The 12,952-nt window shown below is 59.4% G+C and carries 16 protein-coding genes; 8 read left to right on the top strand and 8 right to left on the bottom strand.

From position 1 onward, the window contains the following. Positions 1 to 627: 627 nt before the first annotated feature. Complete coding sequence (locus WHX55_RS22850; RefSeq protein WP_007973562.1) at positions 628 to 915, top strand: GNAT family N-acetyltransferase; 288 nt, start codon at positions 628 to 630, stop codon at positions 913 to 915. A gap of 85 nt (positions 916 to 1,000) precedes the next feature. Here the strand turns inward: WHX55_RS22850 and WHX55_RS22845 are convergent, their stop codons facing one another. Continuing rightward, a complete protein-coding gene (locus WHX55_RS22845) occupies positions 1,001 to 2,077 on the bottom strand; it encodes a 3-deoxy-7-phosphoheptulonate synthase (RefSeq protein WP_007973561.1) in 1,077 nt (358 codons plus the stop codon). A 187-nt stretch (positions 2,078 to 2,264) separates the two neighbouring features. After that, positions 2,265 to 2,708, bottom strand: coding sequence for a PilZ domain-containing protein (locus WHX55_RS22840; protein WP_150726280.1), 444 nt, complete (start codon positions 2,706 to 2,708; stop codon positions 2,265 to 2,267). Between WHX55_RS22840 and WHX55_RS22835 the strand changes: the two genes are divergently transcribed. From WHX55_RS22835 to cysB, 5 genes are all read left to right on the top strand, one after another. Continuing rightward, positions 2,707 to 3,093 carry a thioredoxin family protein gene (locus WHX55_RS22835; protein WP_151214632.1) on the top strand — a complete coding sequence of 129 codons (387 nt, stop codon included), beginning with the start codon at positions 2,707 to 2,709 and terminating at the stop codon, positions 3,091 to 3,093. The two genes, WHX55_RS22840 and WHX55_RS22835, sit on opposite strands and share 2 nt — an antisense overlap. Beyond that, positions 3,090 to 4,043, top strand: coding sequence for a putative 2-dehydropantoate 2-reductase (locus WHX55_RS22830; protein WP_150759492.1), 954 nt, complete (start codon positions 3,090 to 3,092; stop codon positions 4,041 to 4,043). Before WHX55_RS22835 ends, WHX55_RS22830 begins: the two co-directional genes overlap by 4 nt. Positions 4,044 to 4,068: 25 nt before the next feature. Beyond that, positions 4,069 to 4,974, top strand: a complete 906-nt coding sequence (locus tag WHX55_RS22825) for a 5'-nucleotidase (protein ID WP_151214633.1) — start codon at positions 4,069 to 4,071, stop codon at positions 4,972 to 4,974. Positions 4,975 to 5,069: 95 nt separating this feature from the next. Further along, positions 5,070 to 5,573 (top strand): universal stress protein, encoded by a 504-nt coding sequence (locus tag WHX55_RS22820; RefSeq protein ID WP_056727114.1) that lies wholly within the window; start codon positions 5,070 to 5,072, stop codon positions 5,571 to 5,573. 113 nt (positions 5,574 to 5,686) lie between these two features. Continuing rightward, positions 5,687 to 6,661, top strand: coding sequence for an HTH-type transcriptional regulator CysB (cysB, locus tag WHX55_RS22815; RefSeq protein ID WP_150726283.1), 975 nt, complete (start codon positions 5,687 to 5,689; stop codon positions 6,659 to 6,661). A 16-nt stretch (positions 6,662 to 6,677) separates the two neighbouring features. On the opposite strand, the gene WHX55_RS22810 is transcribed toward cysB, so the two are convergent. Continuing rightward, positions 6,678 to 7,160 carry a GreA/GreB family elongation factor gene (locus tag WHX55_RS22810; protein WP_150759491.1) on the bottom strand — a complete coding sequence of 161 codons (483 nt, stop codon included), beginning with the start codon at positions 7,158 to 7,160 and terminating at the stop codon, positions 6,678 to 6,680. A gap of 2 nt (positions 7,161 to 7,162) precedes the next feature. Next, positions 7,163 to 7,573, bottom strand: a complete 411-nt coding sequence (locus WHX55_RS22805; protein WP_150759490.1) for a hypothetical protein — start codon at positions 7,571 to 7,573, stop codon at positions 7,163 to 7,165. A gap of 124 nt (positions 7,574 to 7,697) precedes the next feature. On the opposite strand from WHX55_RS22805, the gene earP reads away from it, so the two are divergent. Then, positions 7,698 to 8,840, top strand: a complete 1,143-nt coding sequence (gene earP, locus WHX55_RS22800; protein WP_353741380.1) for an elongation factor P maturation arginine rhamnosyltransferase EarP — start codon at positions 7,698 to 7,700, stop codon at positions 8,838 to 8,840. Positions 8,841 to 8,888: 48 nt separating this feature from the next. Further along, positions 8,889 to 9,458, top strand: coding sequence for an elongation factor P (locus WHX55_RS22795; protein WP_007943632.1), 570 nt, complete (start codon positions 8,889 to 8,891; stop codon positions 9,456 to 9,458). A 175-nt stretch (positions 9,459 to 9,633) separates the two neighbouring features. Here WHX55_RS22795 and WHX55_RS22790 read toward each other — a convergent pair whose 3' ends face one another. From WHX55_RS22790 to WHX55_RS22775, 4 genes are all read right to left on the bottom strand, one after another. Next, positions 9,634 to 10,650, bottom strand: a complete 1,017-nt coding sequence (locus WHX55_RS22790) for an alpha/beta hydrolase (protein ID WP_150759489.1) — start codon at positions 10,648 to 10,650, stop codon at positions 9,634 to 9,636. A gap of 34 nt (positions 10,651 to 10,684) precedes the next feature. After that, complete coding sequence (locus WHX55_RS22785) at positions 10,685 to 11,104, bottom strand: organic hydroperoxide resistance protein (RefSeq protein WP_046031808.1); 420 nt, start codon at positions 11,102 to 11,104, stop codon at positions 10,685 to 10,687. A 361-nt stretch (positions 11,105 to 11,465) separates the two neighbouring features. After that, positions 11,466 to 11,927, bottom strand: coding sequence for a MarR family transcriptional regulator (locus WHX55_RS22780; protein ID WP_353741379.1), 462 nt, complete (start codon positions 11,925 to 11,927; stop codon positions 11,466 to 11,468). A gap of 67 nt (positions 11,928 to 11,994) precedes the next feature. Further along, positions 11,995 to 12,951, bottom strand: coding sequence for a LysR family transcriptional regulator (locus tag WHX55_RS22775; RefSeq protein ID WP_353741378.1), 957 nt, complete (start codon positions 12,949 to 12,951; stop codon positions 11,995 to 11,997). Position 12,952 lies beyond the last annotated feature (1 nt).

Genomic DNA, 12,952 nt, shown 5'->3' with positions numbered 1-12,952 from the left:
TCAAGGACTTTCTATTAAGTAGCTATCTCCTCCGATTGAGGAAATAGCCGGCGTACATACTACCCATTACTTGTAGTAAGTAAAACTGACGTGACGCAAGAAGCAAAAAAAATTGTAGGCGTTGATTCTTTTTCGAGCAACTTTTAACTGAATTGTTTAAAAAATATCCAGCTGCAAGGCCCGTGGCTGAGCGAGCCGACGAGAAAAAGTTCCTGTGGCACGGCGCTGTTTTTCAGTCTGGCTAAAGTCCGCCTACATGGATTCGTCTACACTTTTGTTCGGCTTTTGTGTGGCGCCTCTCAATATCTTTCTCGATGTTCAGGTGACTTTAACAACGGGCGCTCGTCTTAAGTCTCAACATCCGGCAATGTACAGGCTATCGACCCCGAGTGATCTTCGGTCGAGCCAATCCTGCGTGATCCGGAGCAGCACCCGCCAACCCGCACGATGACGAGCGCACCTTGAGCATTTCTGCCAATGGTGCCTACTATTTGTACGTGCTCGGTAGCGCGAGATCGGTGCAGCTCTTCTCGGTGTCCATACAGGCACGGGGTGGCGTAGATGTTCCTTCGCCGGAAAAACATCGGTAAGGTAGGGGTCGGAATTCCAGACCCGCGAGGAGTAGTGATGAGCGAGGCGTTGTCCATCCACCATGACCAGGCTGGTCATCAGTTCGAGACCAATGTGGACGGTCATCGTGCCTATCTGACCTATATGGATCTGGGGAAACAGACCCTGGATATCTATCGCACCTTCGTGCCCAACGCATTGCGTGGTCGCGGTATTGCGGCAGCCTTGACCGAGAAGGCGCTGGAGTACGCTGACGAAATGGGCTACACCGTCATTCCATCGTGCTCCTACGTCGAGCGCTACATGGAGCGTCACCAGCGGCATGCGGCCAAGCTGAGCCAGTGACCTTCAACAAAACGAACGCATAAAAAAACGCCGGGTTCAGCCCGGCGTTTTTTTTGTGCGCTTTTTAAGCAACCACTCAGGCAGATTAGCTGCGATCGCGTTTAGGCAGCACATCCTTGAGCTTGGCATGCATGCTGCGCAAGGTGTTTTCGGTCGCGGTCCAGTCGATGCAGGCGTCGGTGATCGACACGCCGTACTGCAGGTCGGCGAGGTCTTTCGGGATCGCCTGGGCGCCCCAGTTCAGGTGGCTTTCTACCATCAGGCCAATGATCGACTTGTTGCCTTCGAGGATCTGGTTGGCGACGTTCTCCATCACCAGCGGTTGCAGGGCCGGATCCTTGTTGGAGTTGGCGTGGCTGCAATCGACCATGATGTTCGGCTTGATCTTCGCCTTGTTCAGCGCCTGCTCGCAGAGCGCAACGCTGACCGAATCGTAGTTCGGCTTGCCGTTGCCGCCGCGCAGCACCACGTGACCGTAGGCATTGCCCTTGGTGGTCACGATCGACACGCCACCTTCCTGGTTGATGCCCAGGAAGCGGTGCGGGCTTGAAACCGACTGCAGGGCGTTGATCGCCACGGTCAGGCCACCATCGGTGCCGTTCTTGAAGCCAACGGCCGAGGACAGGCCGGAGGCCATTTCACGGTGAGTCTGGGATTCGGTGGTGCGCGCGCCGATGGCCGACCAGCTGATCAGGTCCTGCAAATACTGCGGGGAGATCGGGTCGAGGGCTTCGGTGGCGGTCGGCAGGCCTTTTTCGGCCAGGTCGAGCAGCAACTGGCGACCGATGTGCAAGCCGTCCTGGATCTTGAACGAGTCGTCCAGGTACGGGTCGTTGATCAAGCCTTTCCAGCCGACGGTGGTACGTGGCTTCTCGAAATACACGCGCATGACCAGATACAGGGTATCGGACACTTCGGCAGCGAGAACCTTCAGGCGCTCGGCATATTCGTGGGCGGCCTTGATGTCGTGGATCGAGCAAGGCCCGATGACGACGAACAGGCGATGGTCGGTGCCATCCAGAATGTTGCGAATGACTTCGCGGCCCTTGGTGACGGTGCGCAGTGCGGCGTCGCTCAGGGGAATATCGCGCTTGAGCTGATCGGGAGTGATCAGTGTCTCGTTGGAGGCGACGTTTAGGTCGTTGATCGGTAAATCAGCCATCGTTTACTCGTCAGGTCACGGGTGCCGGCCGCCAGCGAACCCGCGCGGCGGAGCACAGCAAATTAAGCGCGTCGGGGAGCCGAACCTTAGCGCGTTACACCGTGGCTCGACAATGGGCAGACGCCGGTTTGGTGGGGTTTCGCAGTCAGTTTCCCTGCCGTGAGGGGCAAACCGATCAAGAACGCCTCTATTCCAGCACCGGTTGCGCAAAAGCCTTGCGCACCGAATCGTGAGAGAACTCGTCGGCATGCTCCTGGACCCATTCGAGGGCCAGGGCCTGGATATCCTGCAGGTCTTCGTGGGCGTCATGCAGGCGGCAGTAGCGTTCGATCTGGCACACCTGCTCGCCCATTCGGGCGCTGAACAGCGTTTGTTCGTCGACGAAGGCGATGCCCACCAGATAACCGCGTTTGCGCCGCAGGCACCAGGCCACATAGCCCAGGTAGCGCATGTCCGGGTTCACGGTCGGCATGCGTACCTCCAGCGCCGTGCCGTGGCGCCACGCGCGGTGATAATTGCAAGCCATGCCCCCGAGACTGATAGTGTGCAACTGTCGTCGCGAAAGACACTCAGGTTTCAGCAACGTTAACTCGACGGGCACATCGTCAGGGTGAGGAATGAATCGTCCCATGAACACAGACTCCATGTGTCGGCCATCTGACATTGTTCCCTCCAGTATAGTGGTCGAATTGGAACTGACCGATTTTGACGTCGACCAACGGCTGCTGGCGATGAGCGGTGTATCGCTGGTCATTTTCACCAGTGTCGGCTGCGCCAGTTGCCGTTTTGCCCGCGAGCAATTGCCGATACTCGACCTGGCAGTCGATCGACTGTGCTGGATCGATGCCGGCAACAACGGCGGGGTGGTCGAGCGTTATCAGGTCTTTCACTTGCCGGCGCTGTTTGTCGTTCGCGACGGCGAATTCTTTGGAGCACTGAAATCGCGCCTGACCGACACCGAGCTCAATCGGGCCGTGCGCCAGGCGCTGAGTCGAACAGCAGAGGAGTTGCCATGATGGGAACAGTTGCCAGGCCGACGATCGGCATTATCGGGACCGGCGCAATCGGTGGTTTCTACGGGGTGATGCTGGCGCGTGCCGGTTTTGATGTGCATTTTCTGCTGCGCAGCGAGTTTTCCGCCGTAACCGAGCACGGGTTGCAAGTCGACAGCGCGCCCCACGGCGCGCTGAAACTGAACCCGGTGCAGGCTTATTCCAACGCTGAAGACATGCCGCCCTGCAACTGGCTGCTGGTGGGCGCGAAAACTACCAGCAACGCCGACCTGGCACCCGCCATCCTGCAGGCGGCGGCACCTAACGCCAAGGTACTGCTGTTGCAAAATGGCCTGGACGTCGAAGACAGCCTGCGCGAGTTGCTCCCCGATTCGCTGCATGTGCTCGGAGGGCTCTGCTACATCTGCGTCCATCGCGAGGCGCCGGGCGTCATTACCCATCAGGCGCTGGGCGCGGTGCATGTGGGTTATCACAGCGGTCCCGCTGATGGGCCGGCACGCAGCGCGATTGTCGAGGAGGGCGTCGGACTGTTTCGCAGCGCCGGCCTCGATTCACAGGCCATGGCGAATTTACATCAGGCGCGTTGGCAAAAACTGGTCTGGAATATCCCTTACAACGGTCTCTCGGTTTTGCTGGGGGCGAGCACCACGCCGTTGATGGCCGATGCCGACAGTCGCGAGCTGATCAAGGCGCTGATGGCTGAAGTGGTGCAAGGGGCAATCGCCTGCGGGCACGACGTACCGGCAGGGTATGCCGAGCATTTGTTCATGGTGACCGAGAAAATGCCCGACTACTGGCCGAGCATGTACCACGATTACTTGCACAAGCGACCGCTGGAACTGGCCGCGATCTACGCCCGGCCTTTGGCGGCGGCGAAGGCAGCCGGGTGTGAGATGCCACGCATCGAGGCCTTGTATCGCAGCTTGAGTTTCATTGATCGACGCAACACCTGAGTAGACCGACCTGAGGGGGAAGGGCATGCCAAAGGCAATTGACGACAAGCTGGTGCTGGCGATTTCTTCGCGGGCGCTGTTCGACCTGAGCGAAAGCCACAAGGTCTACCTGTCGAGTGGGGTCGAAGCCTACCGGCAATATCAGATCGAACATGAAGACGAAATCCTCGAACCCGGCGATGCCTTCCCGTTGGTGCAGAAACTCCTGAACCTCAACAACAACCTCGGCCGCGCCCGGGTCGAGGTGATTCTGGTGTCGCGCAACAGCGCCGACACCGGGCTGCGGGTGTTCAACTCGATTGACCACTACGGACTGGCGATTTCCCGTGCGGCCTTTGTCGGCGGGCGCAGTCCGTATCCTTACCTCAAGGCCTTTGGCTGCGACCTGTTTCTCTCGACCCACGCCGAAGACGTACGCAATGCACTGGACGCCGGGTTCGCGGCCGCGACCATTCTGTCGGGCGGCGCCAGCCGTGCGGCCAGCGACGAGTTGCGCATTGCCTTCGATGGAGACGCGGTGCTGTTTTCCGATGAGTCGGAGCGCATTTATCAGGCCGGTGGTCTGGAAGCGTTCCAGGCCAGCGAGCGTGAGGCCGCCCGCGAGCCGTTGCGCGGTGGGCCGTTCAAGGGCTTTCTCGCGGCTCTCAACCTGTTGCAGCGTGAGTTCCCGGAGGACACCTGCCCGATCCGTACTGCGCTGGTCACGGCGCGATCGGCGCCGGCCCATGAGCGGGTCATTCGCACGTTGCGCGAATGGGACATCCGTCTCGACGAGTCGCTGTTCCTCGGCGGCCTGACCAAATCGGCCTTTCTCGAAGCCTTCGCGGCCGACGTGTTTTTCGACGATCAGGCCGGCCACTGCGAATTGGCCCGTGAAGTCGTCGCCACCGGTCATGTACCCCATGGCATAAGCAACGAGCAAAAGGTTTAAGCCCACCGTTCAATGCGTTGCGCCGGACGCCGTAGTCGCCAAGGCACTGCTAAGCTGAATCAAATCTCCGCCATGTTGGCAGTCGAGGAGGTCATATGATTCGTTCGATGCTGTATGCCACTGACCTTGGCCTGTACGCGCCCGTGGTGATGCAGCATGCCCTGGAACTGGCCAGGACCTTCAATGCCAGTTTGTATGTCGTGCATGCGGTTGAACCCATGGGGTTGTTTGCCGAATCGGTGCTGCAAAGTTATCTCGATGAACAGGCGCTGAACGAGTTTCACAGCCAGGGCCTGAATACGGTGATTGCCAGTATCGAGCAGCGGGTGCTCGACAGTTTTCGTGAAGAGTTGGGGGATGAAGGCGAGCACGACCTGGAGCGGATTCAGGCGGTGCGGGTGCTGCAAGGCGACCCATCGCAGGTGATTCTGGACCAGGCGCAGAAACTCTCCGTGGATTTGTTGATCGTAGGTAGTCACAGCCACGGTGCCGGTGCGGAAACGCCTTTGGGGCGAACCGCCGCCCGCGTGTTGCAACTGTCCAAGGTGCCGGTCTATCTGGTGCCGCTGGTGCAACGTCGTCGTCAAGGGGACCGCTAGGACACGAATAATGGCAATCTGATAAAAAAGTTCTAGATTTATTCTTCGAGCCATTAATATAGTTATATACCGTCGCTGATGCCCGTGGCGTCTACCTGCTTTGAGGGATTCATATGAAGCTTCAACAATTGCGCTACATCTGGGAAGTGGCGCACCACGACCTCAACGTTTCCGCTACAGCCCAAAGCCTTTACACCTCTCAACCCGGCATCAGCAAGCAGATCCGTCTGCTGGAAGACGAACTGGGCGTCGAGGTTTTTGCCCGCAGCGGCAAGCACCTGACCCGCGTTACCCCGGCCGGCGAGCGCATCATCACCACCGCCGGCGAAATTCTGCGCAAGGTTGAAAGCATCAAGCAGATCGCCCAGGAGTTCTCCAACGAGAAGAAAGGCACCCTGTCGATTGCCACCACTCACACCCAGGCGCGTTATGCGTTGCCGCCGGTGATCAGCAGTTTTATCAAGCAATACCCGGACGTTGCCCTGCACATGCATCAGGGATCACCGATGCAAATCGCCGAAATGGCCGCTGACGGCACCGTGGATTTCGCTATTGCCACCGAAGCGCTCGAACTGTTCGGCGACCTGGTGATGATGCCGTGCTACCGCTGGAACCGATGCGTGGTCGTGCCTCAGGGCCACCCGCTGACCAAGCTGTCGAAACTGACCCTCGAAGCACTGGCCGAATACCCGATCGTGACGTACGTGTTCGGTTTTACCGGTCGTTCGAAACTCGACGAAGCCTTCAGCCATCGCGGCCTGACGCCGAAAGTGGTGTTCACCGCTGCCGACGCCGACGTGATCAAGACCTATGTTCGCCTGGGTCTGGGGGTGGGCATCGTGGCGAAAATGGCCGTTGACAGCAAACTCGACAGCGACCTGGTGGTACTCGACGCCAGCGAGCTGTTCGAGTCCAGCGTGACCAAGATCGGCTTCCGTCGCGGCACCTTCCTGCGGGGCTTCATGTGCGACTTCATCGAGAAGTTCGCGCCGCACCTGACCCGCGAAGTCATGGCCAAGGCCATTCAATGCCACAACAAACAGGAACTGGAAGAGCTGTTCGACGGCGTCGAACTGCCCGTTCACTGATAGCGTTTGCTGCCGGTCAAACCACCTCGGTGACAGCGAACTGTTGCCGAGCGCCCGCCACCAGAATTTCCACCTCATCGCCCTCGAACTTGCCCAGCAGGCTTTTGCCCAGCGGTGAGCGCGGGGTGATGACGGTGACCAGTTGCCCCACCAGATCGACCTTCAGCCCGGCTGCATCGGGGGCCAGAAACAGCCATTGTTCGCGCCCCTTTTCGTCCTCCAGCCCGAGCAGCGCGCCCACTTCGATGCCCCGCTGATCGTCATACGGGCGCAGGGCCAGGTTCTGGCAGAGGCTCAGTGACTGGCGAATCTCTTCGACCCGCCTGGCTTGCCCGGCCGCGAGATAGGACGCTTCCAGCCCCAGGGTGTCGTACTTGTTCTCGGCGATGTTTTCTTCATGGGTCGCCGTTTCGTAGGCGGTTTGCGCGGCCCGTTCGGCGATGTCGAGATCGATCCGCAGCTTGTCGAGAATCAGTTGGTGGACGGTATGCTTATTCATGATCAATCGCAGAATTGCAGGACGTTGGCGCGGCTTTTTTCGCTGGGTGCAGTCCGGTCCTGTTGCAGCCAGAACTGACAGTTCGGGTTGGCCAGGTTGCGACTGCTGCCGCGTGCCTGATCGAGCCGTTGCTGCTGCTCGTTCTTGCGCAGGTTTTCTTCATATTGCTCGAACAGCGGGCTCTGTGGCGGAATGTTCGGCATCGGTTGAGCCACCACCGGTGGTTTGGCCAGTTGTTCCACAGCTGCCGCCACAGGTGCCAATTGTTCGCTGAACAGAAGGCGCGAAGCGAGCCAGCAGGTCAGCACGATGGCAATGAATCCCAACCACATGCCGAGGGCGATGCTGCCGGTCAGTTGCAGGGCGTTGAGGCTGATCGGGAAGGATCGGCGTGGAGTGGGGCGGTGGGGCATGATTGCCTCTTGGCGAATGGTCACTGGCGAGTGGCGATTGTCGCATGAAGAATAATCGCCGTCGGCTCTTCTGCACGGGGTAATTTATGCGGACAATCGGCGCCTTTGCCAACGGGAGCCTGGAATGCCTGAAATGAAAACCCGCTGGGATATTTTTTGCACCGTGGTCGACAACTTCGGCGACATCGGCGTGACCTGGCGACTGGCCCGGCAACTGGTGGCCGAACATGGGCTGGCAGTGCGTCTATGGGTCGATGACCTGCGAGCGTTCGAGCGCCTGTGCCCGGAAATCGACATCCACGCTGTGCAGCAGTGGCAGCACGACGTCGAAGTGCGCCAATGGCCCGCCGAGTGGCAGCCGACCGAAGCCGCCGATGTGGTGATTGCTGCCTTTACCTGCCAATTGCCGAGCGCCTATATGGACGCCATGGTCGAACGGGAAAAGCCGCCGCTGTGGATGAACCTCGACTATCTGAGCGCCGAGGAATGGGTGATCGGCTGCCACGGCTTGCCCTCGGTGAAGTACAAAAGCGTACAGAAGTTCTTTTTCTTCCCGGGGTTCCAGAAGGGCACCGGCGGACTGCTGCGTGAGCGAGGGTTGCTGGAACGGCGTCGGCAATTTCAGCAAAACCCGCAGGCTCAAAGAGAATTCCTGCAAGGTATGGGGATTGATCCTGCGCCCGGCGCACAGCTGATCTCATTGTTTGCCTACGAAAACACCGGTTTGGCCAGTTGGCTCGATGGGATGGCAGGCGATTCGACGACCACTCATCTGCTGGTGCCGGAAGGGCGGATTCTCGGCGACGTCGAGCGTTGGCTCGGTGTGCAGGGTTTGGCGGCCGGTGCTGTGCATGTGCGGGATGCCTTGACCGTGCAGGTGCTGCCATTCGTCCGCCAGGATCAATACGACGGGTTGCTGTGGTGCTGCGATTTTAATGCCGTGCGCGGCGAAGATTCCTTCGTGCGCGCTCAATGGGCTGGCCGGCCATTTCTCTGGCACATTTACCGGCAGGAAGAAGACATCCACCTGGACAAGCTCGAAGCCTTCCTCGAACTCTATGTAAAGGGGTTATCTGCGCCTGCGCGGGAGGCGATCAGCGGTCTTTGGCGGGCGTGGAACGCTGGTGAAAAAATAGCCGACCACTGGCAACTCACCCGTAAACACTGGCCAGAGCTGGAAAAACACGCCGAGACGTGGTGTCTGGAACAGGCCTTGCAGGCCGATCTTGCCACGGCGCTGGTACAGTTTTATGGAAATTGGATATGATACGCGGCCTAGATTTTTGTAAATCCCATCCAAATTCGGATATTCGCAATGAAAACTGGTAAAGAACTGAAACCCGGGACCGTGATTCGTCTCGAAAACGATCCTTGGCTGGTTCAGAAAGCTGAATTCACCAAGTCCGGTCGTAACAGCGCGATCATGAAGACCAAGCTGAAGAACCTGCTGACCGGTTACAAGACCGAGATCGTTTACAGCGCCGACGACAAACTGGACGACGTAATCCTCGACCGCAAAGAAGCGACCCTGTCCTTCATCAGCGGCGACACCTACACGTTCATGGACACCACTGACTACACCATGTACGAGCTGAACGCTGAAGACATCGAAGCCGTTCTGCCTTTCGTTGAAGAAGGCATGACCGATGTTTGCGAAGCGATCTTCTTCGAAGAACGTCTGGTTTCCGTAGAGCTGCCGACCACCATCGTGCGTCAGGTTGACTACACCGAAGGTTCCGCTCGCGGCGACACTTCCGGCAAGGTGATGAAGCCTGCCAAACTGAAGAACGGTACCGAGCTGTCGGTTGCTGACTTCATCGAAATCGGCGACATGATCGAGATCGATACCCGCGAAGGCGGTTCCTACAAAGGCCGTGCCAAATAAGCACAGCTTGAGGAATGAAAAAGCCCGACCATTGAGTCGGGCTTTTTTGTGCCTTTCAGAACCTCGTTGCCCCCTGTGGGAGCGAGCCTGCTCGCGAAAGCGGTTTGCCAGACACATCGTCATTGCCTGACACGCCGCCTTCGCGAGCAGGCTCGCTCCCACATGTTGATCTGCATTATTTCTTCAGGTGTTGCTTGAGTTCTTCAGATGCCTGCAGCATCGCCGAACGTACCGCCGGCACCTGGCTCACCACGTTGAGCAAACCGTAGTCGTGGATCAGGCCGTTGTAGCGAACCGAGGTCACCGGCACACCGGCCTCGTCCAGTTTGCGGGCGTAGGCTTCGCCTTCGTCGCGTAACACGTCGGCACCGGCGGTCTGCACCAGCGCTGGAGGCAGTCCTTTCAACTGGGCGGTGGTCGCGCGCAGTGGCGAGGCGTAGATCTCGTTCCGCTGATTGGCGTCGGTGGTGTAGTTGTCCCAGAACCACTTCATCATGTTCCTGGTGAGGAAGTGCCCTTCGGCGAACTGGTTGTAGGACGCCGTTTCGAAGTTGGCATCAGTCACCGGCCACAACAGCACCTGGAACCTGATCGCCGGTGTGCCCTTGTCCTTGGCCATCAGCGCAACTACCGCCGCCATGTTGCCGCCGACACTGTTGCCGGCTACCGCCAGGCGCTGGCCATCGACGTTGATCTCTTTACCGTGCTCGGCCACCCATCGGGTCGCGGCGTAAGCCTGGTTGATCGCCACCGGGTAATGCGCTTCCGGCGACGGCGTGTAGTTCACGAACACGGCCGCTGCACCCGAGCCCGTCACCAGGTCACGCACCAGCCGCTCGTGGGTCGGGAAGTCCCCCAGCACCCAGCCACCGCCGTGGAAGAACATGAACACCGGCAGCTCACCCTTGACCCCGGCCGGCCGGACGATGGTCAGGCTGATCGGTTGGCCGTCGACTTGAATGGTCTTCTGGCTGACATCGGCTTTTGGCAGCGTCAGCTTCACTCCCGACTGCGCGCCTACCAGAACAGCGCGGGCCTCGGCGGGCGTCATTTGCTCCATCGGCTTGCCGGTGCCGGCATTCAGCACATCGAGGAATGCCTGGGTGTTGTGTTCAACCCCGGTACCTGCGAACGCGTTGCTGATGGACAAGGCGAGAAGGGTACCGGTCAAGACTTTGCTGAAAGTGTTCATGTTCGTTTCCTGTTCGGGCCTGGGTAGTCAGCGCTTAGACGGTTACGTGCAGACGCACATCGACGTTGCCACGGGTGGCGTTGGAGTACGGGCAGACCTGGTGGGCTGCGTCGACCAGTGCCTGTGCATCGGCTTGTTCAAGACCCGGCAGGCTGATGTGCAAGTCGATGTCCAGACCGAAGCCGCCCGGGATCTGGCCGATGCCGACGTGGGCGGTGATCGAAGCGTCGTTGGGGATGCTGCGCTTGGTCTGGCTGGCCACGAATTTCAGGGCACCGATGAAGCAGGCGGAGTAGCCGGCGGCGAACAGTTGCTCAGGGTTGGTGGCTGCGCCGCCGGCACCGCCGAGTTCTTTCGGCGTGGCGAGCTTGACGTCGAGGATGTTGTCGCTGGAAACCGCACGACCGTCACGGCCACCGGTGGAAGTTGCGATTGCGGTGTAGAGAGTTTGCATGGTGAAAGCCTCGTTTTGGATTTGGTTTGTTTTGCGCTAAATGTTTGCGCGCTAAGTAAGTGCGAGGTGAATGTATCGCGCAAATATTTAGTGCGCAAGATAATTTTTTGAAGAAATCCGAAAAAACCACAGGACGGGAGGGATCGTCTTGGTCGAAAGCGTTGAGTTAGAGCTGTTGAATGGGGATTTTCCAGCAGAATTTTTCAGGAGGAAGGTGCGAGCCCGATTTCTGGTATTCCGCAAAACGAATGTGGGAGCGGGCTTGCTCGCGAATGCGGCGTATCAGTCAAATACTAGTCGACTGACACTCTGCATTCGCGAGCAAGCCCGCTCCCACAGGGGATTTGTGTTGGCCTTGAAATTACAGGCTGTCTTGCAGGTGACGACGCAGCTCCTGCAGCTCCGCTTGCAGGTTTTGCAGGCGCTCCACGGTCATCCCGCTGGCGCCGAGGATGCACTGGGGAATATCGCGGGCCTTGTCGCGCAACGCTCGGCCCTGTTCGGTGAGTTCGACGATCACCACCCGCTCATCCTCCCGGCTGCGGGTCCGGCTGAGCAGGCCTTCGGCTTCCAGGCGCTTGAGCAGTGGCGTCAACGAGCCAGGATCGGTCAGCAACCGCGTGCTGATTTCACCTACGGTCAAACCGTCCCTTTCCCACAGCACCATCATCGCCAGGTATTGCGGGTAGGTCAGACCCAGCGCTTGCAGCAAGGGTTTGTAGACCTTGGTCATCATCAGCGAAGTGGAATGCAGGGCGAAGCAGGTCTGATTGTCCAGCAGCAGGTTGTCGCAGTTGTCCGGGGTGTTGCGCTCGGTGGTCATGTCGAAGCCTTGATCTGTGATCTCAAGAATCTAGCGGGCGAATCTTTAATGCGCCAGATAATTTTGCTCAGAGCCGTTGCAAATGGGTTTGCAACACCAGATCCCAAGGCGGAACCGGGCTGAAGCGGGTTTTCAGGTACTCCAGCAACAAGCGACTGCGGGAGTTGGGCTGCTGTTCCAGGCGCAAGGCATAGATGCCGGCGCTTTCCGGTTTCGGCAGGCCGCTGTCGCAGAACAGCGGCAGCAACTCTCCCCGCAACAGGTACTCGCTGGCCAGCCAGGTCGGCAGATGCGCGATACCCAGTCCGGCCAATGCGCCGCACACCAGTGCCTCGGCATTGTTGGCGCTCATGCGGATCCGCGCCGGCCGGTGCAACTGCATTTGCCCGTCGCGCTCGAAACGCCAGGCGAAGGGCGGGGCCAGGCCATCCCAGTCGAGTCCATCGTGTTCAATCAGTTGTGACGGCTCGGTCGGCACGCCGCGACGCCGCAAATAATCAGGGCTGGCGCAGGCGATACGCACCATGCTCGCCAGTGGCGTGGCCACCAGCCGGGTGTCGGCCAATTGCCCTGCCCGCAACACCAGATCGACCTTGCCGAGGTTCAGGCCCTGCATGTCGACGAAGCTGTCGATCAAGTGCAGTTGCACATCGAGCCCGGGGTAGAGCATCAGGAAGTCGGCAATCACCGGTGCCAGGTGCCGGCGCCCAAAGGCTGCCGGCGCATCGATACGAATCAGGCCTTCCGGCGCGCTGCTCAGGGACACGGCCTCGGCCCGGGCCAGGCGCAACTCGGCGACGATGCGCCGTGCGCGTTCGGCAAAGGCCAATCCCGCCGGGGTGGCGCGTACGGCATGAGTGCTGCGCAGGAACAGCTGACTGCCGAGCGCGCTTTCCAGGCTGTCGATACGCCGAGCCACGGCCGAAGGGGTCAGCGGATGACGGCGCGAGGCGGCAGAAAAACTGCCGGTTTCCAGCACGTCGAGGAACAAGGCCAGTTGGTCGGTCAGTTGATTGGGGTTCATG

Source organism: Pseudomonas fluorescens, from assembly GCF_040448305.1.
In the GTDB taxonomy this organism is placed as follows: Bacteria; Pseudomonadota; Gammaproteobacteria; order Pseudomonadales; family Pseudomonadaceae; genus Aquipseudomonas; species Aquipseudomonas fluorescens_BH.
Note: the sequence above shows the minus strand (reverse complement) of the source record. Positions and strands in the feature narration are given on the sequence as shown.

Coding starts and splice junctions, on each gene's coding strand:
- WHX55_RS22805 (WP_150759490.1), bottom strand. CDS start 7,573: ATGCCCCACCGCCCCACTCCACGCCGATCCTTCCCGATCAGCCTCAAC.
- WHX55_RS22820 (WP_056727114.1), top strand. CDS start 5,070: ATGATTCGTTCGATGCTGTATGCCACTGACCTTGGCCTGTACGCGCCC.
- WHX55_RS22785 (WP_046031808.1), bottom strand. CDS start 11,104: ATGCAAACTCTCTACACCGCAATCGCAACTTCCACCGGTGGCCGTGAC.
- WHX55_RS22780 (WP_353741379.1), bottom strand. CDS start 11,927: ATGACCACCGAGCGCAACACCCCGGACAACTGCGACAACCTGCTGCTG.
- WHX55_RS22850 (WP_007973562.1), top strand. CDS start 628: ATGAGCGAGGCGTTGTCCATCCACCATGACCAGGCTGGTCATCAGTTC.
- WHX55_RS22830 (WP_150759492.1), top strand. CDS start 3,090: ATGATGGGAACAGTTGCCAGGCCGACGATCGGCATTATCGGGACCGGC.
- WHX55_RS22825 (WP_151214633.1), top strand. CDS start 4,069: ATGCCAAAGGCAATTGACGACAAGCTGGTGCTGGCGATTTCTTCGCGG.
- WHX55_RS22790 (WP_150759489.1), bottom strand. CDS start 10,650: ATGAACACTTTCAGCAAAGTCTTGACCGGTACCCTTCTCGCCTTGTCC.
- WHX55_RS22835 (WP_151214632.1), top strand. CDS start 2,707: ATGAACACAGACTCCATGTGTCGGCCATCTGACATTGTTCCCTCCAGT.
- WHX55_RS22795 (WP_007943632.1), top strand. CDS start 8,889: ATGAAAACTGGTAAAGAACTGAAACCCGGGACCGTGATTCGTCTCGAA.
- WHX55_RS22840 (WP_150726280.1), bottom strand. CDS start 2,708: ATGGGACGATTCATTCCTCACCCTGACGATGTGCCCGTCGAGTTAACG.
- WHX55_RS22810 (WP_150759491.1), bottom strand. CDS start 7,160: ATGAATAAGCATACCGTCCACCAACTGATTCTCGACAAGCTGCGGATC.
- earP (WP_353741380.1), top strand. CDS start 7,698: ATGCCTGAAATGAAAACCCGCTGGGATATTTTTTGCACCGTGGTCGAC.
- WHX55_RS22845 (WP_007973561.1), bottom strand. CDS start 2,077: ATGGCTGATTTACCGATCAACGACCTAAACGTCGCCTCCAACGAGACA.
- cysB (WP_150726283.1), top strand. CDS start 5,687: ATGAAGCTTCAACAATTGCGCTACATCTGGGAAGTGGCGCACCACGAC.
- WHX55_RS22775 (WP_353741378.1), bottom strand. CDS start 12,951: ATGAACCCCAATCAACTGACCGACCAACTGGCCTTGTTCCTCGACGTG.